This window comes from Larkinella humicola (assembly GCF_008727875.1).
GTDB lineage: Bacteria > Bacteroidota > Bacteroidia > Cytophagales > Spirosomataceae > Larkinella > Larkinella humicola.
On the sequence record NZ_VTWS01000008.1, the window covers coordinates 196,305 to 219,147 of the forward strand.

At 51.0% G+C, this 22,843-nt stretch carries 22 protein-coding genes; 9 read left to right on the forward strand and 13 right to left on the reverse strand.

All coding sequences use genetic code 11. The features are described 5' to 3' along the window. Positions 1–32: 32 nt before the first annotated feature. The 3 genes from F0P93_RS26245 to F0P93_RS26255 all read left to right on the forward strand — a co-directional run bounded on the left by F0P93_RS26245 (position 33) and on the right by F0P93_RS26255 (position 6,521). Positions 33–2,876 carry a glycosyl hydrolase gene (locus tag F0P93_RS26245; protein WP_150880693.1) on the forward strand — a complete coding sequence of 948 codons (2,844 nt, stop codon included), beginning with the start codon at positions 33–35 and terminating at the stop codon, positions 2,874–2,876. A 133-nt stretch (positions 2,877–3,009) separates the two neighbouring features. Next, on the forward strand, positions 3,010–5,805 hold the full coding sequence (locus F0P93_RS26250; RefSeq protein WP_191908924.1) for a glycosyl hydrolase: 2,796 nt from the start codon (positions 3,010–3,012) through the stop codon (positions 5,803–5,805). Then, positions 5,802–6,521, forward strand: a complete 720-nt coding sequence (locus F0P93_RS26255) for an SGNH/GDSL hydrolase family protein (protein WP_150880695.1) — start codon at positions 5,802–5,804, stop codon at positions 6,519–6,521. Before F0P93_RS26250 ends, F0P93_RS26255 begins: the two co-directional genes overlap by 4 nt. Here F0P93_RS26255 and F0P93_RS26260 read toward each other — a convergent pair. The 3 genes from F0P93_RS26260 to F0P93_RS26270 form a co-directional block, all read right to left on the reverse strand. Next, positions 6,511–7,275 (reverse strand): GntR family transcriptional regulator, encoded by a 765-nt coding sequence (locus tag F0P93_RS26260; RefSeq protein ID WP_150880696.1) that lies wholly within the window; start codon positions 7,273–7,275, stop codon positions 6,511–6,513. The genes F0P93_RS26255 and F0P93_RS26260 overlap by 11 nt on opposite strands. 220 nt (positions 7,276–7,495) lie before the next feature. Next, positions 7,496–7,834, reverse strand: coding sequence for a bacillithiol system redox-active protein YtxJ (gene ytxJ, locus F0P93_RS26265; protein WP_150880697.1), 339 nt, complete (start codon positions 7,832–7,834; stop codon positions 7,496–7,498). Positions 7,835–7,899: 65 nt separating this feature from the next. Further along, complete coding sequence (locus F0P93_RS26270) at positions 7,900–8,199, reverse strand: phosphoribosylpyrophosphate synthetase (RefSeq protein WP_150880698.1); 300 nt, start codon at positions 8,197–8,199, stop codon at positions 7,900–7,902. Between the two features lie 66 nt (positions 8,200–8,265). On the opposite strand from F0P93_RS26270, the gene F0P93_RS26275 reads away from it, so the two are divergent. From F0P93_RS26275 to rsgA, 3 genes are read left to right on the forward strand one after another with little or no spacing between them, the layout of a single operon-like run. Then, positions 8,266–9,519: a 3-deoxy-D-manno-octulosonic acid transferase gene (locus tag F0P93_RS26275; RefSeq protein ID WP_150880699.1), complete on the forward strand. Its 1,254-nt coding sequence runs from the start codon at positions 8,266–8,268 to the stop codon at positions 9,517–9,519. 30 nt (positions 9,520–9,549) lie between these two features. Then, positions 9,550–9,942: a GxxExxY protein gene (locus F0P93_RS26280; RefSeq protein WP_150880700.1), complete on the forward strand. Its 393-nt coding sequence runs from the start codon at positions 9,550–9,552 to the stop codon at positions 9,940–9,942. 41 nt (positions 9,943–9,983) lie between these two features. Further along, the gene (gene rsgA, locus F0P93_RS26285; protein ID WP_150880701.1) at positions 9,984–10,910 is read left to right on the forward strand and encodes a ribosome small subunit-dependent GTPase A; all 927 of its coding nucleotides are present in this window, start codon (positions 9,984–9,986) and stop codon (positions 10,908–10,910) included. A gap of 61 nt (positions 10,911–10,971) precedes the next feature. Here rsgA and F0P93_RS26290 read toward each other — a convergent pair whose 3' ends face one another. The 5 genes from F0P93_RS26290 to mce all read right to left on the reverse strand — a co-directional run bounded on the left by F0P93_RS26290 (position 10,972) and on the right by mce (position 15,552). Then, positions 10,972–11,907 carry a sugar phosphate isomerase/epimerase family protein gene (locus F0P93_RS26290; protein WP_225309650.1) on the reverse strand — a complete coding sequence of 312 codons (936 nt, stop codon included), beginning with the start codon at positions 11,905–11,907 and terminating at the stop codon, positions 10,972–10,974. Positions 11,908–11,917: 10 nt separating this feature from the next. Next, positions 11,918–13,294: a cystathionine beta-synthase gene (locus tag F0P93_RS26295; RefSeq protein ID WP_150880702.1), complete on the reverse strand. Its 1,377-nt coding sequence runs from the start codon at positions 13,292–13,294 to the stop codon at positions 11,918–11,920. Continuing rightward, positions 13,291–13,917, reverse strand: coding sequence for a DUF4276 family protein (locus tag F0P93_RS26300; RefSeq protein WP_150880703.1), 627 nt, complete (start codon positions 13,915–13,917; stop codon positions 13,291–13,293). Before F0P93_RS26300 ends, F0P93_RS26295 begins: the two co-directional genes overlap by 4 nt. Beyond that, the gene (locus F0P93_RS26305) at positions 13,914–15,035 is read right to left on the reverse strand and encodes an AAA family ATPase (protein ID WP_150880704.1); all 1,122 of its coding nucleotides are present in this window, start codon (positions 15,033–15,035) and stop codon (positions 13,914–13,916) included. The genes F0P93_RS26300 and F0P93_RS26305 overlap by 4 nt, the downstream gene beginning before the upstream one ends. A gap of 100 nt (positions 15,036–15,135) precedes the next feature. Continuing rightward, entirely contained in the window at positions 15,136–15,552 is a 417-nt protein-coding gene (mce, locus tag F0P93_RS26310; protein ID WP_150880705.1) for a methylmalonyl-CoA epimerase, read from the reverse strand. Between the two features lie 173 nt (positions 15,553–15,725). Here mce and F0P93_RS26315 point away from each other — a divergent pair, with 173 nt between their 5' ends. Then, entirely contained in the window at positions 15,726–16,052 is a 327-nt protein-coding gene (locus F0P93_RS26315; protein ID WP_124879477.1) for a HesB/IscA family protein, read from the forward strand. A 161-nt stretch (positions 16,053–16,213) separates the two neighbouring features. Continuing rightward, on the forward strand, positions 16,214–16,768 hold the full coding sequence (locus F0P93_RS26320) for an acyl-CoA thioesterase (protein WP_150880706.1): 555 nt from the start codon (positions 16,214–16,216) through the stop codon (positions 16,766–16,768). Between the two features lie 63 nt (positions 16,769–16,831). Here F0P93_RS26320 and F0P93_RS26325 read toward each other — a convergent pair whose 3' ends face one another. The 3 genes from F0P93_RS26325 to F0P93_RS26335 all read right to left on the reverse strand — a co-directional run bounded on the left by F0P93_RS26325 (position 16,832) and on the right by F0P93_RS26335 (position 19,140). Next, on the reverse strand, positions 16,832–17,263 hold the full coding sequence (locus F0P93_RS26325; RefSeq protein WP_150880707.1) for a nuclear transport factor 2 family protein: 432 nt from the start codon (positions 17,261–17,263) through the stop codon (positions 16,832–16,834). A 125-nt stretch (positions 17,264–17,388) separates the two neighbouring features. Next, entirely contained in the window at positions 17,389–18,348 is a 960-nt protein-coding gene (metF, locus tag F0P93_RS26330; protein ID WP_150880708.1) for a methylenetetrahydrofolate reductase [NAD(P)H], read from the reverse strand. A gap of 126 nt (positions 18,349–18,474) precedes the next feature. Then, complete coding sequence (locus tag F0P93_RS26335; RefSeq protein ID WP_225309651.1) at positions 18,475–19,140, reverse strand: response regulator transcription factor; 666 nt, start codon at positions 19,138–19,140, stop codon at positions 18,475–18,477. A 592-nt stretch (positions 19,141–19,732) separates the two neighbouring features. Here F0P93_RS26335 and F0P93_RS26340 point away from each other — a divergent pair. Then, complete coding sequence (locus F0P93_RS26340) at positions 19,733–20,794, forward strand: ScyD/ScyE family protein (RefSeq protein ID WP_150880709.1); 1,062 nt, start codon at positions 19,733–19,735, stop codon at positions 20,792–20,794. 84 nt (positions 20,795–20,878) lie between these two features. Here F0P93_RS26340 and F0P93_RS26345 read toward each other — a convergent pair whose 3' ends face one another. Both F0P93_RS26345 and F0P93_RS26350 read right to left on the reverse strand, forming a co-directional pair. Further along, entirely contained in the window at positions 20,879–21,628 is a 750-nt protein-coding gene (locus F0P93_RS26345; protein WP_150880710.1) for a hypothetical protein, read from the reverse strand. Positions 21,629–21,685: 57 nt separating this feature from the next. Beyond that, complete coding sequence (locus F0P93_RS26350; RefSeq protein ID WP_191908926.1) at positions 21,686–22,843, reverse strand: NAD(P)-binding domain-containing protein; 1,158 nt, start codon at positions 22,841–22,843, stop codon at positions 21,686–21,688.

The following is a 22,843-nucleotide window of genomic DNA, read 5'->3' on the forward strand; positions in this document are numbered from 1 at the left end:
TGATTTCCTAAACCCTTAACTACTTCCTCCCGATGAAATTCACCTCCTGCCTGCTGGGGATTGGGCTTTTCGTTTCACTGGTTTCCTGCAACAAAACCGCATCCGAAACCGAAGCGATCAGTTATTCGACCTTAAAAGAAGGCTTCAAAAATCCGCCCATTCAGGCCCGGCCCAAAGTGTATTGGTGGTGGCTGAACGGTTACGTCGATACCCTCCGGTTGAAGGAAGAGCTGCTCGCCATCAAAAACGCCGGATTGGGAGGTGTCGATCTGTTCGAAATCGGACTGCCGCCCGCCAGCGACCCCAACCAGATCATTCCCGCCGGACCGGCTTTCATGAGCGAGGAGTCGGTCAAAAACATCCAACTGGCGATTCGGGAAGCCGGTAAGCTGGACCTGGAGGTCGGACTCAATCTGGCCAGTAGCTGGAACGCCGGTGGCAGTTGGGTTCAGCCCCAACACGCGGCAAAAACCATTTACTTCTCCAAAACGACGGTGAAAGGCACGAATGAGCAGGCGGTTAAATTGCCCTTTCCACCCATTACACCCGATAAAAAAGGAAACCCAAGACCCATCCCATACGGTACCGATGGCAAGCCGGCTTACCACGAGGAAGTGGCCGTCATTGCCCTGCCCGCCGGTCAGACGTCCCAACTGGACACCACCAAAGTGATCAACGTGTCGGCCTATTTCGATGCCAAAACCGAACAGCTCAACTGGAAGGCTCCGGCGGGTTCGTGGGATGTTTACCGGTATGTCTGCTCCAATTCCGGCGAGCAGTTGATCCGCCCCACGCCCAATTCCGTCGGCCCGATCATCGACCATTTCGACTCCACGGCGACGCGGATGCACGTGATGTATTTCATCGACCGGCTGAAACCCGGGATCGGCGACTTCAGCAAATCGGCGTTAAAAAACTTGTATCTAGCCAGTTACGAAGCCAAGGAGTTTACCTGGACGCCCACCTTACCGGCCGCTTTCCGCAACCTTCACGGCTACGATCTCTATAAATTTCTGCCCGCGATCTACAACAAGGAATGGTATCAGCCGGAAGTGGCCAACAATTTTCAGTTCGATTTTAACAAAACACTGTCCGAACTGATGATTAACAACCACTACCGGAAAGCCAAGGAAATCTGCAACAGCCACGGCTTGCAAATCATTTCGGAGTCGGGCGGACCGGGCCATTTACACCATATTCCGGTCGAATCGCTGAAAGCACTCGGGGCGCTGGATGTACCGCGTGGGGAATACTGGTACAACCGCGAGTTTTTCATGGAAAACGACAAGGATAGTCTGGTGGACAAAATCTGGCTCGTGAAAGAGATCGCAGCCGCTTCGCATATTTACAAACGCGGGATCGTTGAAGAAGAGTCGTTTACGAGTTACTGGGACTGGCAGGAAGGTCCGTCGGATCTGAAAGTGATTGCCGACCGCGCCTTCTGCGAGGGCATGAACCGGCTGGTGATTCACGGTTTTCCGCACAATCCGGCGGAAATGGGCCATCCCGGCATCGCCTATTTTGCCGGTACGCACTACAACGACCGAACAACGTACTGGCCGAAAGTCAAACCGTTCAATGATTATCTGGGCCGCATTTCGTACATCCTGCAAAAAACCGCTTTCGTCGCCGATGTGCTGCATTATTACGGCGACAACGTACCAAACCTGATTCCGCCCAAAAACACCTGGTTTTCGGTTGGGCCGGGTTACGATTACGAAGTCGTAAACACGGAAATTCTGATGCGGGATCTGACCGTCGAAAACGGCGAATGGGTGCTGCCGGGTGTCGGTCGCTACAAGGTGTTGAGCATCGGAACGGAAGGGCGAATTCCGGCGGACGTTCGGGCAAAACTGAAAAAGCTGGCGGAACAGGGTGGCCGTTTGGTTGATCAAAAACCGGCATTGCCCGCCCTGACCGAGCTAAAAATCCTGCCGGATTTCAGCTACGCCGACCAGAAAGCCGACCAGCGCGAAACCCCACTGGATCACATTCACTACCGAACCGGCGAGGTGGATTTTTACCTGATCCGCAACACCACGAATCAGTGGGTTTCCCGCAACTGTTTTTTCCGTCAGGCGGACAGAACGCCCGAAATCTGGAACCCGCTCTCCGGCGAAACCGCTCCGGTGTCGGTGTATAAGCAGGCAGATGGACGCATTCAACTGCCGGTTTCACTGCCGCCGTACGGAACGTATTTTGTTGTCTTTTCCAAAGAACCCATATTGGTTCACTACAACGAAGTAACGGGTTCCGAGCCTAATCCACCGCATCTGGCCTTTACGCCCAACGGCCTGGCGTTTTTGCAGACGGGGGCTTTCGAGGTAAAAAAAGAGTCCGGTTTTGAGCAAATTGACAATAACCAACCCGCCGTAACACTCACAGGCCCGTGGCAACTCCGTTTTCCCAAAGGCTGGGGAGCGCCCGAATCCGCAACCTTCCCGAAACTCATTTCCTGGACCGAATCCGATCAGAAAGGCATCCGGTATTTTTCGGGAACCGGCACCTATCAAACGTCTTTCTCATACAAACCAGCCATTAATCTAGCTCAGAATCAACGGATTTACCTCGATCTGGGCCGGTTATCGAAAGTTGGTGAGGTCTGGCTGAACGATAAACCGCTGGGCATTGTCTGGACGCCCCCCTATCGCTTCGATATTACGGAGGTAGTTAAAACAGGTGAAAACAAGCTGAAAGTGGAAGTGGCCAACACCTGGTCGAACCGGCTCACCGGCGACGCGCTCACCGGCGAGAAATTTACCAAAACCAACATTACGAAGGCCAACAAAAATCTGGTTCCGTGGGGCGAGTTGCCCTTGATCGAGTCGGGTTTGCTGGGGCCGGTGACGATTCAGACGGTTAAAACCATTCGTTGATTGCCAGGGCGGTCGCTACCCGGTCAGCGGTCGAAGACCCTGACAGCGGTAGCGACCGCCCTGACAGCGGCATCTCAAAGGTCTGGTAGAAACAACTCATCGCATGAAAACAGTATTGCTCTCTGTTGCCCTAATGTTTGTAACTATCTGTGCAAATGGGCAAACCGCCACGAGTCAATCCCTTCGCGACGGCTTCAAAAACCCGTCCCCGCAAGCCCGGCCCAAAACCTACTGGTGGTGGCTGAACGGCAACGTCGATACGGTGCGGCTGAAGGAAGAACTGCGAGCGATGAAAACCGCTGGCATTGGTGGGGTGGACATCTTTGAAATTGGCGTTCCGGCCTACAACAACCCCAACAATATGGTGAAGGCTGGACCGGCTTTTATGGGGACGGAATCGCTGAAAGCCATCGAAATCGCCATTCGGGAAGCCACCCGGTTAAAGCTGGAAGTGGGCCTGAACCTGGCCAGTAGCTGGAACGCGGGCGGTAGCTGGACATCGCCCCAACAAGCGGCCAAATCGATTTATGTTTCGAAGCTGATGGTGGAGGGTTCCACGCAAAAACCGATCAAACTCCCCTTCCCGGTCATTGCCAAAACCGATGCCAAAGGCAAGCCGCTGCTCATCGAATTTGGTGCGGATGGCAAACCGGTTTTTCACCAGGAGATTGCCGTGGTTGCGCTGCCGGTGCGGGGCCAAACCGGTTTTCTGGACACCACGCAAATCATTTCGCTTTCCCGGTATTTCGACGCTAAAAGTGAAACATTAAGCTGGAAAATTCCGCCCGGAAAATGGGAAATTCACCGCTACGTTTGTTCCAATTCGGGCGAACCGTTAAAACTGCCCAGTCCCAACTCCACCGGACCGATTATCGACCATTTTGATTCGACGGCCACCCGCGCCCATTTCCAGTATTTTATCGACCGACTGAAACCGCTCTTCGGGGATTTTTCAAAAACCGCCCTAAAGACCTTGTATCTGGCAAGTTATGAAGCCACCGGTTTTGTCTGGACGCCTTCGTTACCGAATAAATTCTTTCAACTAAACGGCTATTCGATCGACAAATTTCTGCCGGTATTGTTCGACAAAACGCTGCTTAGTCCGGAACGAACCGCCCATTTTCAGCAGGATTATAACCGGACGTTATCCGAGCTGATGATCCAGAATCACTACCGGAAAGCCAAAGAAATTGCGAATCAGTATGGCCTGCAAATCGCGTCGGAAGCGGGCGGCCCCGGTCCACCGCTGCACAATGTGCCGGTCGAAACGCTGAAGGCCCTGGGGTCGCTGGACGTGCCGCGCGGGGAGTTCTGGAGCCGGTATCACTATTACGACGCTGACAGTGTGGACATCATGTGGCTGGTGAAGGAAGTGGCGGCAGCGGCTCATATTTATAAACGCCGGATGGTGGAAGAAGAATCGTTTACGAGTTTTCACCACTGGCAGGAAGGACCGTTCGACCTGAAATCCATCGCCGACCGCGCTTTTTGCGAAGGCATGAACCGTGTTGTTATTCACGGCTTTAGCCACAATCCGGAAGGCACCGGTTTTCCCGGCATTGTCTACGGAGCTGGCACGCACTTCAACACCAAACAGACGTGGTGGTCGAAAGTAAAACCGTTCACGGATTACCTCGGCCGGATTTCGCACGTATTGCAAAACACGGATTTCGTGGCCGATGTGGTGTATTATTACGGCGATAAAGTCCCGAATTTTGTGCCGCCCAAAAACACCCGATTTTCGGTTGGACCGGGCTACGATTACGAGATTATCAACACGGATATTCTGCTCAATGATCTGACCGTAAAAAACGGAAAACTGGCTTTATCGAATGGCGCAACGTTCAGCGTGCTGGCGTTGGGTGATGTGGAAAATCTATCGCCAAAAATCCGGACTAAACTCCGGGAGCTGGCGAAAAAAGGAGCGGTGATCAGTGGTACGAATTTTTCGAATGAAACCGCTTTGTCTTTGCTAAAAAAACGCAATATTGGGCCGGATTTCAGTGCTATCAATCCGTCATCGAACGCTTTGGATTTCATTCATTACCGCCACCAGTCTACGGATTATTACCTGATTCGAAACACGACTAATCAGCCCCTTTCGGCCAACGTTTCATTTCGGCAAACGGGTAAAACACCGGAACTCTGGAACCCGGTTACGGGCGAAATTGTGCCGGTTTCTATTTTTAATCAGGAGAAACAACAGATTCGTTTACCGTTGAGTTTACCGGCATATGGCTCCTGTTTTATCGTATTCAATCCGTCCGTTTCCAAACCGCTGTATACCGGTTTTGCGTCGGCTAACCCACTGCCGCTGTTTGAGTACACACCCAACGGTGTGCGGTTTCTGCAACCGGGAACGGTCGAACTGACGGGTAACAATACAAGCGCAACGGAGCGGATCAAAAACGAAATCAGGACACAGGAACTAACGGGGGGCTGGCAGCTTGGTTTTGCAAAGGGTTGGGGCGCCCCCGAATCCGTAACACTGCCCAAACTCATCTCCTGGACGGAATCCGACCAACCCGGCATCCGGTATTTTTCGGGCATCGGCACCTACGAGAAAACCTTTCAATTTTCCACGGCTTTTGATTCGTCACAAAACGAGCGGGTCTTTTTAAATCTCGGAAAATTGTCGGAACTAGCGGATGTTTGGCTGAACGGTCAGTACCTCGGAATCAGTTGGGCCGAACCGCACCGTTTTGACATCACGAATTTTGTAAAAACCGGTGAGAATACGCTGAAAATCGAAGTGGCCAACACCTGGTCGAACCGGCTGACGGGCGACGCCATCACCGGCGAAAAATTTACCAACACCAACATGGCCATTGGGTACAAAGGGACGCCCTGGAAACAGGTTCCACTCATCGAATCCGGTTTATTAGGGCCGGTTACTATTCAAACGATCAAAACACAAGCCGTAAAATGAGCCGAGTGACCCATTTACTTTTCGCTTTCGTCGTGAGTTTTACCTTTATGGCGAAAGCTCAAAAACCGGCCGCAGCCGATCCGGAAACCTATTTAGCGGATTTGCAGAAGGAATTGGTCATCGAGTGGCCCAAAAACCGGACGATCAACCTGGTTTTTCACGGCCACTCGGTTCCCGCCGGATATTGGCACAACCACGAAGTCCACACGCTGGAATCGTATCCGAATCTGGTGCTGGCGAAACTGAAGGAACGCTATCCCTATGCGGTCATCAATGTGATTGTGACGGCGATCGGCGGAGAGAATTCGTTGAAGGGTCAGGAACGGTTTGAACGAGATGTTCTGGTACATAAACCGGATGTTCTGTTCATCGACTACGCCCTGAACGACCGGGGAGCCGGATTGGAAAAAGCCAAAGAAGCCTGGGAAAAAATGATTCAGTCGGCGCTTTCCAAAAATATAAAAATCATTTTACTGACGCCTTCACCCGATCAGCGGATCGATATGCTGGCCGCCGGAAATCCGCTGGAACAGCACACCAATCAGATTATAAAACTGGCTGAAACGCACCACATCGGCCTGGTCGATTCGTATGCCCAATTCAAAAAAGTGGCTGCGAAGGGGGATTTAGTCAAGTACATGTCGCACGTGAATCACCCCAACCTGGAAGGGCATCAACTGATTGTCAACGAATTGGTCAAGTGGTTTATGAAGTGATCGGTTTGGCGGGTCGGTAGTCGTGTTCGGGGCTGGCAATGACGGCGAATTTGTATTTATCACCGTGGTAATACGAGCGTTCAATTTCAACCACTTTCTCGCCCGTACAGATCACCGCACTGTCGAGCACAAAAGCCGGTGTGGGTTTACTGATCTCGAAATTGTTGGTATTGGGCTGCATAATCGTTACGCCCAGCGTTTGCTGCACCTCGTTGATTTTCAGGTGATAGCTATTTTCGTAAACTTTGAAATACGAAATTTCCGTCGGCATTTTATTGATCTTCGGACACAAGGTAAGGGATATGTATTTTACTTCATCCTTGATCAATAAATCATCGGCATAGCGGAGTTGGTGCAGTTTTAAAACCGGGCCGTCGATGATAAAATGCCGTCCGTTTATCTCCGAAGAAATGCCGTCGTCCAGAATGGTTTTTTCCAAAACGATGTTTTTAGGCGTAAAACCTTCGGCAATTAAACTGTCGTGAAAACCGCGCCGGGTTGCATAAATGGACCCCAGCGTACGGATTAAATGATGATCGTCGGTGCGGTTTAATACGTACGTTCCCTTGCCCTTTATCCGCTTTGCCCAGCCTTTTGATTCGATTTCGAGCAGGGCTTTCCGCGCCGTTGTATTACTGATGTTAAAAAATTTAATCAGCTCATTTTCGGAAGGAATCTGGTCACCCGGCTGCAACTCGCCGGTTTTAATTTTCTCGATAATGCTATCGCTGATTGCAATGAATTTTGATTTCATTTCTGCTGCTAACTATAAAAACCATTCACTGCCCGATTGCCGAGAAGTTGACTCCGCCCTAAAAAGTAGTGTTTCACAACCGAAAGTACGGTAGTCTTGCCCAAAGTGCAAAATGTCCGGTTATCTATTGCGGCACAACCGGGCAGTTTGAAGCCGGGTGCATAAAAAAAGCGCCAGTCTTCCAGGGAAGACGGCGCTTGTCAATTCGATCGGAATTGGATTATGCCGATACGACCTGTTGCTTCAGGTCATCGAACGAAATTTCAAAATGCGAAGCGTCGTAAATACATTCGCCATTCTGAATCAACAGAACCTGAGGAGATTGATGATCGACTCCGAACTCTTCGGCCACCTGTCCCGACACGGAACGGAATGCAATCAGGTCCAAATAATACGGTTTAATGCCGGCCGAATTGCTCCAGTTGCGTTCCATTCGGCTTAAAGCCGTCGAACTGATGGAGCAGCGGGTGCTGTGTTTGAAAATCAATACCGGCTGTTCGGCCGACTCTTGTTTGATTTGGGCTAATTGGGCGTTGTCTTGCAGTTTGTTCCAGTTCATGATGCTTGTTCACACGTAACTACGTGCTTATAAGCCCTATTGAGCCGGAAAAGTTTCTTTCGGAATCAGTGAATCTTTAATTTTTCCATCATTTCATTCGACACTTCGTCTGCGTAGGCCCCATAAGCGCTGACCAACGTTCCTTTTACGCCATCAGTCGACTCGATCACGTACAGAATCGAGCTGTCGTCTGGGTTGCTCATGCCTTCGAAACGGAACACGTCCACAATGTGAAACTCCTCGGGCCGGAGCTGGACATTCGGCGTGTGGCAAATCAGGCAGTCGTCGGCAATATTAAAGTCGTGCGTGTAGCCTTTTTTAGTGAGGTCGTCGAGGGCTTCAACGAGGGTATCGTACGATTGCATGGGCTGATGAGTTAAAATATACCGATTGAGTTTGTAGTTTTACGGATCGAACCAACGAACATCCGCTTGCTTTCTGCACTGTATACGACGTCCATCCGACTTTACCAGGCTGCGCTTCAGGTTGCAGCCCGGTTTCACCCCAAAGCCCGGCTGGCGGTGGAGGGGCGACGTGGATGGATGGAACAAATAAACACAAAATTGGCTGATAATACAGTACCGATTGCTTGGTTTCATGCGGCTTCGCTGGGTGAATTCGAGCAGGGGCGTCCGGTGATGGAGGCTTTTCGGCAACAGTATCCCGGGTATAAAATCCTGCTGACGTTCTTCTCGCCGTCGGGCTATGAGGTTCGAAAAAACTATGCGGGGGCTGATTATATCGTTTATCTTCCCTTCGATACGGCTGCCAACGCCCGGCAGTTTGTCGGGCGCGTCAACCCGGCGATTGCGTTTTTTATCAAGTATGAATTCTGGTATCATTACCTGCGGGAGCTGAAAGCCCGGCAGATTCCGATTTTTTCGTTTTCGGCGATTTTCCGGCCCGACCAGATCTTTTTCAAACCCTACGGTGGTTTTTATCGCTCCTTTTTGCGGTTTTTCAACCACATTCTCGTGCAGAATCAGGAATCGGTCGATCTGTTGAAAAGGATCGGCGTGACCAACGTGACGCTGGCAGGCGACACGCGATTCGACCGGGTGAAGCAGGTGGCCGAAGCCAAAAAGGATATTCCAGTAGCCCGGCTGTTCAAAGCCGGTACGCCCCTGCTGGTGGTCGGCAGCGCGTGGCAGGCGGATATGGATGTGCTGATTCCGTTTTTGAACCGCTTCGAAAAACCGCTGAAAGTCATCATTGCACCCCACGAAATTCACGACGACGAAATTGAACGCTGGCGCAGCCAACTCCCCGGCCAGACCATCCGGTTTTCGGAAGCTCAATTTCTTAACCATCAAACCATTGAACCATTTAGCACTTTAATCATTGACAACGTCGGTATGCTTTCGTCGCTTTACCAGTACGGCGACTTTGCCTACATCGGGGGGGCGTTCGGGAAGGGATTGCACAACATTCTGGAAGCTGCGACCTTCCGGATGCCGCTGTTTTTTGGGCCGAACTACGGCAAATTTCAGGAAGCGGTGGATCTGGTGAAGGCGGGGGCGGCTTTTCCGGTTTCCAACTCCGCTGAACTGGACACGGTTTTCCGGCGGCTTTATGCGGATTCTTCAGCGGCTTCCGCTATTTCCGGTGATTACGTTACTCTGAATACCGGTGGTACGTCTAAAGTGATGGAGATTGTGAAGGACACAATTGTTTCGCGGAGATAAGCGAAGTTTCACAGAGTTTAGCGGAGGTATATGGAGGATAGTAAGTTGTCGTATCAGATTATTAAGGGAGCGATTGAGGTTCATCGGGCATTGGGGCCGGGTTTGCTGGAATCCGCTTACCAAGAGTGCTTACAGTATGAACTATCGGAGTATGGGTTGTATGTTGAGCGGGAGAAGCCCATGCTAATTGTTTATAAAGAAGTTCGGCTGAATCACGGTTACCGAATGGATTTATTAGTGGAAGGTCGGATCGTAGTCGAAACAAAAACCGTTGAGACATTAACGGATGTTCATTTTGCTCAACTGCTCACTTATCTAAAATTAGGTCAATTTCGATTAGGTTTGTTAATCAATTTTCACGTAACCTTGTTAAAAGAAGGAATCAGCAGAGTCATAAACCCGGAACTAAGAAACTCCGCTTAACTCTATTTTACTCTGCTCAACTCTGCGAAACAAAAACAACTTTGCAAACCGGCTTAATCCTACGCTCCACCGGCTCCTGGTACGAAGTCCGCAACGACGACGGACACATCTACCGCGCCCGGCTGAAAGGCAAATTCAAGATTCAGGGCCTGAAGGTCACCAATCCGATTGCCGTGGGCGACCGCGTGCGCTTCGACCTGGAAGATGAACTCGAAAATACCGTGGTCATCACCGACATCGAGCCCCGCGACAATTACATCATCCGCAAATCCGTCCACAAAACCGGCCACGGACACATTCTGGCCGCCAACCTCGACCAGGCGGTATTGATCGTCACGCTGGCCTTTCCGCGCACGTCACTCGGTTTCATCGACCGGTTTCTGGTCACCTCCGAATCGTTCCGCATTCCGACGACGCTGGTTTTCAACAAAGCTGATATTCTGAAAGATGAGGCCCTGGACTACCAGCGTGAAATCATCGACTTATACGAAAACATTGGCTATCGCTGTCTGGAAACGTCGGCCACGGAAGGTGCAAACGTCGACGTGTTCCGGAATTTACTGGACCAGAAAATCAGCCTGCTGGCGGGCCATTCGGGTGTTGGGAAATCTTCTTTGGTCAACGCCGTGGCTCCCGATCTGCACCTGCGCACCAATGAGGTTTCGACCTTTGCTAACAAGGGTGTTCACACCACGACCTTCGCCGAGATGTTCGAGATTGCGCCCGACACCTACATCATCGACACGCCCGGCATCAAAGAGTTGGGGTTGGCCGATATGGCGAAAGAAGAAATCAGCCATTATTTCCCCGAAATGCGCGACCGCCTGAACCAGTGCCGGTTTCACAACTGCCTGCACATCAACGAACCGGGTTGCGCCATCAAGGAAGCCGTCGGCACCGAAGAAATCGCCGAAAGCCGCTACTGGAGCTATCTGGGGATGGTTTCGGGGGATGACAACCGGAGGTAGTAATAAATGATGAGTTATGAATGATGGATGATGAATTGGCTGCACGTACATTCATCGTTCATCATTCATAATTCTTTAAGGCTTTTTTGACTTTTTCGTAGAAGACGGGGACTTTCAGTTTGGGGTCGCCTTTGCCCAGCGTTTCGATGGGGAGATAACCGCGATAACCCGATTCGCGGACAATCTGCATGATTTTAGGCAAATCCGTCACGACTTCCTGCCCGTTGACAAACAGGTTTTCCTTGATCTGCCACGTTGCTGCGTGCGGAGCCACGCTGGCGATCTGCGCGTAGGGATCGCCGATTTTAAAGCTGCCAATATCCAGATTAACCGCCAGCCATTCCGAGTTTACCCGTCTGACAACGTCCAGAAGCTGATCCGCCGTCTGAATAAAATCCGCGTGGTTTTGCAGGACAATGATCACGCCCTGCCGGGCCGCGAACTCGACACATTCCTGAAGCGCGTCAACAACCCAGGTCGTAACTTCTTCGCGATTATACCCGGCTTTGAGTTCTTTGCCAACGCCCGAAAAAACCCGCAAGACGGGTGCTCCGAATCGGGCCGCAAAGCCCACCCATTTTTTAACCAGTTCGATTTCGGCTTTTCGGCGGGTTGGGTCGGGTAAGGTAAAGTCGTTCCGAACCCCGGTTCCACTGATGTCGAGGCCCAGACGAAACGCTTTTCGTTTGATGTCGTAAAGAAAACTATCGTCGGGCAAAGCCGGGTAGCCGGGGAAGTAATAAGCAGTCGGATCAACGGCGTCGAAGCCCAGTTCCGCGCAGAAAGTCAGCACCTGTTCCAGCGTCATCTGCCCGCTCATCAGCGGTTCGTTAAACGAGTAGAGGTTGCAACTGAGCCGAACGCGCTCCGGCTTGTCCGCTATTAATGAAGTCACCGAAGGCGTTTCACCAACCAGAATTGGCACGCCAGCAACGGCGGTTTTTAGAAAATTTCGTCGACCCGATTGCCGCTTTTCCATCCATCGTTCATCATTCATAACTCATCATTTAATTCGTGATCGCTGCCAGCAAATCCGCCTGCGTGATGATGTGAACCTGCTGGTTTTCGTCGCGCACCAGCAATGCCTTGTTGTCGCGGTCGATGAGTGACGACAGCACATCGACGGTGTTGTCGAGCGCCACAAACTTGAACGGTTTGTCCATCACCTCGCCGACGGTGAGGTCTTTCACGGCAGGGTCTTCAATGAGTTTGCTCAAGATGGTCGAGTCGGTCAGGCTACCGACGATGTCGCCGTTGACTTCGGTCACCGGAATCTGTGAAATGCTGTGCTGGTTAAGCAACCGGATGGCGTCGCCTACTTTCAGTTCCCGGCCGACGGTTGTCAACACGCCCTTTCCGTTTTTGCTGCGCACAATGTCGCGGGCCGTCGAAAATTCGCGCGATTCCAGAAAACCGTGGTCTTTCATCCAGGTGTCGTTGTAGATTTTGCCAAGGTAGCGCGTGCCGTGGTCGGGCAGCAGAATGATCAGCACATCGTCATCGGTCAGGTGTTCCCGCGCCCATTCCAGCGCCCCGTGCACCGCCGAACCGGTCGACCAGCCGACGAAAAGCCCTTCCTCCTTCGACAACCGCCGGGCCATAATGGCCGCGTCTTTGTCGGTCACCTTCACGAAATGGTCGATCAAACTGAAATCGACGTTCTGCGGCAAAATGTCCTCGCCGATGCCTTCCGTCAGGTACGGATACACCTCGCGCTGGTCGAAAATGCCGGTTTCCTTGTATTTTTTGAACACCGATCCGTAGGTATCGATGCCGACCGTCACCACATTTGGATTCTGTTCTTTCAGGAATTTGGCCGTTCCGCAAATCGTCCCGCCCGTTCCGACGCCCGCGGCAAAGTGCGTGATTTTACCGTCGGTATCGCGCCAGATTTCGGGGCCGGTGGTGTCGTAATGGGCCGCCGTGTTCGAAAGGTTGTCGTATTGGTTGGGGTAAATCGAATTCGGAATTTCGCGGTTCAGGCGTTTGGCCACGGAGTAATACGAGCGCGGATCGTCGGGCTCCACGTTGGTCGGGCACACCACCACATCGGCACCCACCGCCCGCAGAATGTCGATTTTCTCCTTCGACTGTTTATCGGCCATCGTAAAAATGCACTTGTAGCCCTTTGCAATGGCCGCCAGCGCCAGGCCAAAACCGGTATTGCCGCTCGTACCTTCGATGATGGTGCCGCCCGGCTGGAGGGTTCCGGCCTTCTCCGCGTCCTCGATCATCCGAACGGCGATGCGATCCTTCACCGAGTTGCCGGGATTGAAATACTCGACTTTCGCCAAAACCGTCCCCCGGATGCCTTGAGTTACCTTATTCAGCTTCACCAGGGGCGTGTCGCCGATGGTATCTATGATGGAATTGTAGTATTTCATGGTTTTGTGGTGTTGTTGTACGACGCCAGAAAAGTAACGATTTGTTTATGAAAATGGTCAAACGAACGGGATTGTTTCGCGAGTTCGTCAAAATCGGCAGCAATAGCTATTTTTTCAGCGACCGTTTCCATCGTTCTTCCATCTTCTTTATTCCCATACAATATTCTCTTTAATTCTCCTTGGGGTTTACTTTCAAGGCTGTTATTTGCAAACTTATTTGCTTTACCAACTTTGTAAGCTTGATAGCCAAGCCAATGCTCTATTGCTTGCATCGGGACAAATAGAATAATACGATTTTTGTACTGACTATAAATTTTTAACTTTATTTTTAGATTTTCACAGACAGCACTATGCAATGGCAACTCGGATTCATGATCAGCTTCATCTAAATCTACTCCTGCAATAATTAAGTGATGATTTTGCTGAATGGCTAAGTTGCAAAGTTTACTAGCTTCCTGTAAAACCTTTGATTTGCTTGGTTGCTTACCTTTTAAATCCAGACTACTACGAACAACTTGAATATCTACTTTTTCAGCAACTTGGCGTAAATACAATGGAATAAATTTGTATTCAGTATATCCTTCGGCAATAATGGTATAATTAAGGCGTTTATTGCGTTTCATAATTCGTCTTTAGGCACTCCACCAAGTAAACCGTACATCCAGTTCTCTCCCAAATTTTCTATAAAATTGATTCTATCTAGCCCTAGATCATCGCTTTTTCGATGAGAAGGTTCGATGATTTCTGTTTGTAAGTTTCGGATTTTAGTGTGTCCTTCTTCTTCATCCTTATCAAAAACAAAAACCGCTTCGGGCATAGACGTGAATTCATTCAAAACATTCTCATTGTGAGAAGTAAGAATGATTTGAATATCTTTTTCATCAGCCAATTGGAAAATAAACTTCATTACCTCCCAAATACGACGTGGATGAATACCGCGTTCAGGTTCTTCAAGCAGAAGTAGTTTAGGAGGGTTTGGTTGATTAATAGTACAGAGCAAAGCCAAAAAATAAAGTACACCTTCCGATACCTCATTCGCCCAATAACCATTTTCATCTTTATCAAAAAATTTCAATCCAATCAAGCTTTCATTGCCTGATTTCACTGGTGGTGTTGTAAAGAATGAAAACTCAGGAATGCATTTTCTTAAATTCTCTTGAATTTCTATTGCTTTTTTTTTGTAATTATTTTCTATGTAGAAATAGAATGAAATGAGATTTGAACAATCGGCTAGTAATTTAGTCTCATCTGCAGAAAACTTAACTGTATGAGAAAATTTTGACGGATCAGGTCGAAAAATCTTGGTATTAACAAACTCGAAAAATTCACGTTTATCACCTCCATAAGTTAAGGTATCTATCTTGTTATAAGATTTATCCGTAAACCAATCATCATTGAATGACTCTATATTCACAAATCCGTCACCGACCTTCACCTCTAAAGTTTGAAGGTAATGATAATTTTCTCTACCTTCTTTCCCATAAGATTTAGTCATGTACTCAGTTGGATCGGGAGCAAAATCAAATTCATATTTAATCTTCCCCCTTTGATGTTTGTAAGAAACAGCTTCGAAATCAAGTACATTCTGAGAGTTTATACCCCCTATTGCAAATGACTCCAGCGCCTTCAAAAAATTCGTCTTCCCCGAGTTATTCGGTCCGATCAACAGATTGACTTTCTCAAGATTCAGTTTAACATCTTTCAGGCTTTTGAAATTCTGGATGGATACGCGTTTTAGCATAATCGTACTGGCTAAACCGTTGAAACGGTTTTTATTGAACGGGTTGATTTTGATCTATACCCACGGCTAAAGCCTTGGGCTGTTCATTTTTCTTTCTTCTTTACTCCTTGCTCTCTTTCACTTCCTGACACAACTCCACCAACACGCCGTTCGTCTCTTTCGGGTGCAGGAAGCAAACCAGCTTGTTGTCGGCACCCCGTTTGGGTGTTTCGTTCAAGGGCGTAAATCCTTCGGTTTTCAGGCGGTCGATTTCGGCGTAGATATCCGACACCTCGAAGGCGATGTGGTGGATGCCTTCACCCTTTTTTTCCAGAAACTTCGCAATCGGGCTGTCGGGGTGGGTGGCTTCCAGGAGTTCGATCTTGGTCTGGTTTACTTTGAAAAACGAGGTCGTGACCCCCTCCGACTCCACGGCTTCGGCCTTGTACGGTTTTTCGCCCAACAACTTCGTAAACAAGGCATTGGAAGCCACCAGGCTCTTCACCGCAATCCCGATATGCTCTACATTTGTCAACATCTCTCTGATTACCTCTGATGTTCTCTGATAAACCCTGTGTAACAACTCGCCCCAAGTTAAAAGTTATTCCACAGAGTTTATCAGGGTACATCAGAGGTTATCAGAGAATTGATGAGAAACTTTTCTTTTCCGTACACGGTTTTTACCTTAGCGTCCAACTACTCCGTAAGATTATGGTTTCGGTAACTGATAAAGCCAAAGATAAAATTGTTGAACTCCGCCAGAAAGATGGCCTGAACGATAACTATGCCATCCGCGTGGCGGTGCAGGGCGGGGGCTGCTCCGGTCTGATGTACGATCTGCAATTCGATACGGCGCAGCAACCCAACGACCACATCGTCGAAGACAAAGGCATCAAAATTTACGTCGACCGGAAGAGCCTGCTCTACCTGGCCGGCACCGAACTGGATTTTTCCGACGGCCTGAACGGCAAAGGATTCCAGTTCAAAAACCCCAACGCCAGCCGGACCTGCGGGTGCGGAGAAAGCTTCTCCGTGTAAGCAGCGACTGACACTATTCTTGATTAGGTTTGTTAAAGGCACCGTCGGCTTCCACGCGGTGCCTTTTTTTGTATGCTGATTTTGCTGATTCTAACAATGATTTCCCTTCTTTTGTAGAAATTAGGGCGTCTTTAGGCCCCTTTCACCGTAATTTGAGTTTCATGGCCCCCAAATCCGTAACCTCCTCCCGCACCACGCTCACGGAGCTGATGATTCCCTCCTACGCCAATTTTGGTGGTAAAATTCACGGCGGTATTCTGCTGTCTCTGATGGACAAAGTCGCCTTCGCCTGCGCATCCAAACATTCCGGAGCCTATTGCGTGACGGTTTCGGTGGAAGGCGTCAACTTCCGGCAGGCTGTCGAAGTGGGCGAGTTGGTTTCACTGATGGCGTCGGTCAATTACGTCGGCCGGACGTCGATGGTAATTGGAATCAAAGTAATTGCCGAAAACGTCCGAACCGGATCGGTCAAACACACCAATACCTCTTATTTTACGATGGTGGCCACTGACGACGACCACAAGCCGACCGAAGTGCCTCCCCTCCTGCTCGAATCACCGGACGACACCCGCCGGTTCCTGGAAGCCATGAAACGGAAAGAACTCAAGGAAATTCACCGGGAAGAATTTGACAACGAAAAATCCCGGCTGCGCGTCGAAGATGGCGGGCGGGAAGTCCTGAAAAACGAACGCTGTGTAGTGAAGAGTTATGAGTGAAGAGTGAAGAGTTAAAAGGGTGCGTCAGCCAACTCTTCACTCTTCACTCATAACTCTTCACTCCTAATTCGCCAGCTTCAGCGATTGCCAGGCGACCAGTTGCCATTGCGAGCCTTTTCTGACATACACATCCATGTAACGAAGTCTGGTATTGATGCTTTGGCCATTGTTGGTGGCCTTGATCTGACAAATACCGTTGACGACCGCCGTATTACCATACAGGCGGACTTTCTGTTCCTGTGCCTCGATGGCGTCGTAGCGTTGCTTGCCGTCTTTTATCGATTGAATGTACGACTGTTTGGAGTCCTGATTGCCGTTGGAATGGTTGTAGATCAGGTCATCGCTTAGTACCTGTTCCAAAACCGTGTAGTTTTTAGTAATCTGCGCGTCAAAACGTTGTTTCTCAATGTCCAGGACGGCTTTTTCATCGGCTGAAGACTGGGCGTAAGCAAACGAGGCAGACAGTACGCAGCAGAGCAAAAGGAACGATTTCATGGGAAAGAAGAGTTTAGTAAAGGAAAATTCAAGGCCAGACGGATTCGATATTCCGGACGGTGACGGCCCGAAAGCAGGTGACTGTTGTTTGCAGCTCACGGGAGGCCTTTCATCCGGCCAGTCGATCAGAATATTTCCCGGGCAATTTTAACGATATTATCCGATTTTCCCATCGTGTAAAAATGGAGTCCCGGCACACCGGCTTTCGTCAGTTCGCGGCACTGCTGGATGCACCAGTCGATGCCGACCTGCCGGGCCTGCTTGTCGTCCTCACAGGCTTCTACTGCTTTCACCAAATCGGCCGGCATTTCGAGGTGAAACAGCCGGGGCAACACCTGCAATTGCTTGCGCGTACTCAGCGGTTTCAGGCCCGGAATGATCGGAACGGTAATGCCCGCTTCCCGACAACGCCGGACGAAATCGAAGTATTTCTGGTTGTCGAAAAACATCTGCGTCACAATGTAATCGGCACCTTTGTCGACTTTCAGTTTCAGGTACCTGAAATCGGTATCGTGGTCGATCGCTTCGAAGTGTTTTTCGGGATAAGCCGCCACACCGATGCAGAAATTGCTGGGGGTCATGGCGTGCGAACCTTCGTGCAGGTACACGCCCCGGTTCATGTTGGCCACCTGCGTCACCAGTTCACTGGCGTAGGCATAGCCATTCGTTTTGGGCTTAAAGGTATCGAAAGGTTTGGCCGGGTCGCCCCGCAAAACCAGCACATTGTCGATGCCCAGGTAATGCAAATCGATCAGAAAATCTTCGGTTTCTTCCTTCGTAAAACCGCCACAAAGCACGTGTGGCACCGGATCGACCCCAAACTTGTGCATGATGGCCGAACAGATGCCCACCGTTCCGGGGCGTTTTCGGGTGATGATTTTCTTAACCGTCCCGTCGGGCTCGACCCGTTCGATGTACTCCTCGCGGTGGTACGTCACGTCGATGAACGGAGGGTTGAACGCCATCAACGGCTCGATATTGTCTAACAGATTTTTGAGATTGTCGCCTTTGATCGGTGGGATAACTTCAATTGAAAAGATCGTCTTTCCGTTCGCCTGACGGATGTGATCAGAAACTTTAGCCATGTGCTTTTATCTGGAACAGTAGAACGATACCGGTCACCCGGCACCGACAATAAACCCGGCAAGGCTGTAGTTACCACCCAGCCTTGCGTTGGTGCAAAAGTACGGGAAAAATCGGAGATAACCGGTTCATAGCTGGACCAAACCCCACCGGATGGCTTCGAGCACCATCCCAACGCGGGTTTTCACCTGCATTTTCAGAAAAACCGCTTCCCGGTAGCCATCGACGGTTCGGGCACTGACGCACATTTTGTCGGCAATTTCGACGTACGTCAGCTCGCTGCACGCCAGCTTCAGGAACGAGAGTTCGCGTTCGTTGAGGTGGAAAAGAGCCGATGGGGGACCATTTTCGGAGGGATTCAGGCTCCGGACGAGCTGGGTGGTCATGAACTCGGAATAATGATACCCCTTGGTGCGCAGGTCGTCGAGCGCCAGACGCAGTTCGGCGGGCCGACAGCCTTTGAGGAGGTAGCCCCGAACGCCATTCCGAATCATCCGCACGATGTTCTCTTCGCGGTCCATCATCGAGAGGGCCAGCACTTTACAATCCGGGCAATGTTCTTTCAGGTACGCTGCGGTTTCAAAACCGTCCATCTCGGGCATGTTGATGTCCAGCAGAACAATGTCAGGACAGTCGCCCTGGCTCAGGTGCCGGATCAGATCGCGGCCATTTTCGGCCACAATCCGTACTTCGTAGTGGTCGAATTTCTGAATCAGGTCCGCCAGGGCCTGAGCCAGCAAGCGGTGGTCATCGACAATGGCGATGGAGGTTTTTAAGGCGATAGAGGTTTCCACAGAGATAGCGTTTAGTCAATGGCCTGAAATTAAGGCAAATCCGCACTCCATGCAAGTCATATTACCCAATTACCAGACCGTACTTTTACCTATAGTCTGACGCTCGGCCAATACCATTGGGCGATTGGGGTTTAACCTGAGCCATTTTGCCGTTAAATAAAACCTTTTCCCGGTTATTTAAACGAAACCGCCCCAGCACGGCCAGCCGCCCGCCAAACACCCCCAAACCTCAGGCGGTTTTACGGGACTTTTCCGACTAAATACCGGAATTTTCCCAGTCTCCGTTTTTTCAATTCTTTCCCTTCAAAATCCTTATTGTCCACTGACAGCGGCTCAGGAGGTACAACTACCTAGCCCGCCACCGACTCCGCAACAGAAGGAAGTTATGACCGGATCCAAAGCCCGGTCCCGGAAAAACCAGCGAAAAACCGGTTGACTGACCAAAAATGCGGTTCTACGCTCAAAAAAAGTCACCAGATAATAAATTAGCGTAACATTCCCTCTATTCTCGGACTAACTTGCGGCTCTTGCAGTTTTGTCCGAGTTCTACTTAATGCAAGTCATTTTTTTCAATTCCTAACCATTTTTACGCATGAATACCAGACGTTTTACACTCCAATCCCTACTGGCGCTGCTGGTGGTCAGCACGCTGATTTTTGGCGTTACCAGTTGCTTCAAACAGATTCAGGATCACCAGTTCCCGAATCCGACTACCTTCGCGGCCGTTCAGGGCCCACCAGTGGCCGCCGGGCTTAGCTCGCCGATTGGCCTGGTCGAAGACACGAAAGGCTATCTGTGGGTCACCGAAGCCGGAAGCGGAACCGCCAGCCCCGCCAGTGGCCGGGTTTCGGTCATCACGCCAAGTGGTACTTTCACCGCCATCACCGGCTTTCTATCGGCCGAAAGTCCGGAAGGTTCGCCCGAAGGGCTCAATCATTTGGCCTATAGAGATGGCAAGCTCTACATCCTGCACGGGGTCGACGATGCCCTGTACATTGCCGATGTTTCGTCGTTCGTTCCGGGCGTGACGCCCCCCCTCTCGGCCAGTTCATTGACCAAAGTCGATATCGGTACGTATGTTCGGCAGGAGCACCCGAATGCACCCGACCCAAAAGATTCGAACCCCTATAATTTAACCTTTGGACCGGAAGGAGACCTGTATATCACGGATGCCGGCGGAAACGCCATCGTTCGCCGAAAAAAGGATACCGGAGTCTTAAGTATCTACGCGGTTTTCCCGGATGTAGTGGGTCCTTTCTCCGGCGATCCCGTACCAACCGGAATCGTTTTTGACGGAACGAAATTCTGGGTTACCTCGCTGACCGGCGCACCTTTCATAGCGGGAATAGCCAATATCTATCACGTAATGCCGAATGGGACGACCGGAACCGTTTCCGTTTACAAAACCGGTTATACAGGTCTGACCGACATTACCTTAACGCCCGGCGGCAAAACCATCGTAACGGAATTTGGATTTGGGCCTCCTCCTCCAGCAGCGCCAACCGGCCGGATCGCCAGTGGAGACAATGCTGCGGTGTCGTTGCTATCCGCCATTCCTACCCCGGTTGATATTCTGAGAAGTGACATGGCTGATACGTACTACGTCCTGTATTATGGACCGGGGTTAATCGTCAAATTAAACGCGACGAACTAACTGGATTCGGTTTGTCAGTACCAAAATGGCCAGCCTGATTCCTTCAGGCTGGCCATTTTGTTTGATACGATTGTTCGTTTCAGCTTACAGCGTCAGCAACACCCCTGCCGACGCGTAATTGATCCAGGTAAAAGTGTAAATTTCGTCCGTATCGGCTCCGCCCTCGACGACCCGGTAGCCCAGTTTGAAACCCAGTTTCGGGCTGGCTTTGTAGACCGCTCCCAGAAATATATCTTCGGCCCGACCCGCCTTTGCCCCCAGCGCGTCGCCCTCCAGCAGCACGCTCCAGCGGTCGCCGGGCGAATAGGCCGCGTAAAAATTCAGCAAGGGAACAAAGCCAACGTTGTCATAATTGGCTTTACTTACCTCATTTTCAAACCGCGTATCGGCATCCCGGATTTTGGCCGTAAAACCCGCTCCCACCCGCCAGCGGTCGTTGGTCACAAAGTCGTAGCGGTACGTAAGCCGGTATGAATTGAATTTGTAGTAAGCCGTCGTCGGTTGGTTGGCCGGAAACAAGACGTTGTTAAAAGTAACATCCTGATCGAAATTCCCCTGATAACGAACCGTTAGGGGCGCATACAAAGCCGAAATCGTGTGGCGGTTGGCGATGGTGTAGCCCAATCGGACGCGGTAAAAAACCTGGGGTTCTGCGCTTAGCTGCTTCGCTAAATCAACCAGTGTCCCCCCCTGATTGGGAATCCGAACGTCCGTGTAATTCGTTCCGAGGACCAGCCCCGATTCAAGATCAAGCCGAAATTGAGCCTTGGAGGAAAATGTAACCAGCAGCAATAAAACCGGGGCAAGCACCCGCGAAAAAGAAAGAAAATTCATAGCGTTGAGCATGTGGATACAAGCTAAACCCTTCACGAACCAAATGGTTTTGTCGATTTATACGGGCGTCGGTTCGTTTCGGTTCAGTGCCTCCCCAACCAGGCGGGACGCTGCCCGAACGCCAATTGTAAACCCAAAATAAGGCCCGAAGGCCAAACCGGCCGGAAAACTGGTAACGTACAAACCGGGTACGCTGCTCTGAAAACCCTCGTCCAACACCGGAAACCCGTTGCTGACAGCCAGTTCGGCCAGCAGCGACTCATCCAGAAAGGGCAGCCGCCGAATGTCGACCTGGTAGCCCGTTGCCGCAATCACTGCATCCACCGCCAGTTCTTCGCCCGAATCCAACGTTACGCCTAAACCATCCGGTTTTTCGGTCACGGCCGTCACCTGCGTCCGGGGATGGAGGCCCACTTCCGGCCGGAAAATCCGCTCGGCCAGCCACGGTTCCAGTTTTAACCGCCCCTCCGTCCACAGATTCAGGCGATGAATTTCCTGCTCCTCGGCCGACAGGTTCCGGAACCAGCCGGGCTGATCGACCATGCCTTCGACCAGCGGTTCGACCCACGACCAATCCGATGGAATGAACTGGGGCGTATCGTGCCGGTAACTAAGATCGATCCGGGCGGCACCGGCTTCGCGCAGGAGGGCCGCCCACTCGAACGCACTCTGGCGACCGCCCACGATCAACACCCGTTTACCCTGATAATCTGCCATATTCACCACGTCACGGGTATGCCGGAGCCGGTCCGAAGGAATCAGGTTCGACAACGGGGCCGGAATATGGCTGTAGGAATAAAACCCGGTCGCAATCACCACCTGCCGGGCTTCCACCGTCGAGCCGTCGTCCAGCACCGCCCGGAAATGGCCGTTGTCCCGACTCAGTTGCGTCACATAGGCCGTCTGCACCGGGATTTCCGTTCTTTCCAGAAACCAGTCCGTATACGCCAGATACAATTCCCGCGAGAGCGGTTTTTCCGGCTTGGGCGATTCTCCGCGTTCGGCCAGAAACCGTTCGATGGTCCACTGCCCGTCGGGGTCCAGGTGCCATTCGACACCCGAGCGCAGCAGCATTCCGGCGGGCATGTGCCGTTTCCAGAATTCCATCGGGTGCCCAATCACCCGGAAATCGTGCTGCCGGTTTTGAAGATAGGATGCCAGGCCCAGCCCAAACGGGCCGGCCCCAATGATCAGGGTTTCAGGAGAAGGGTTCAT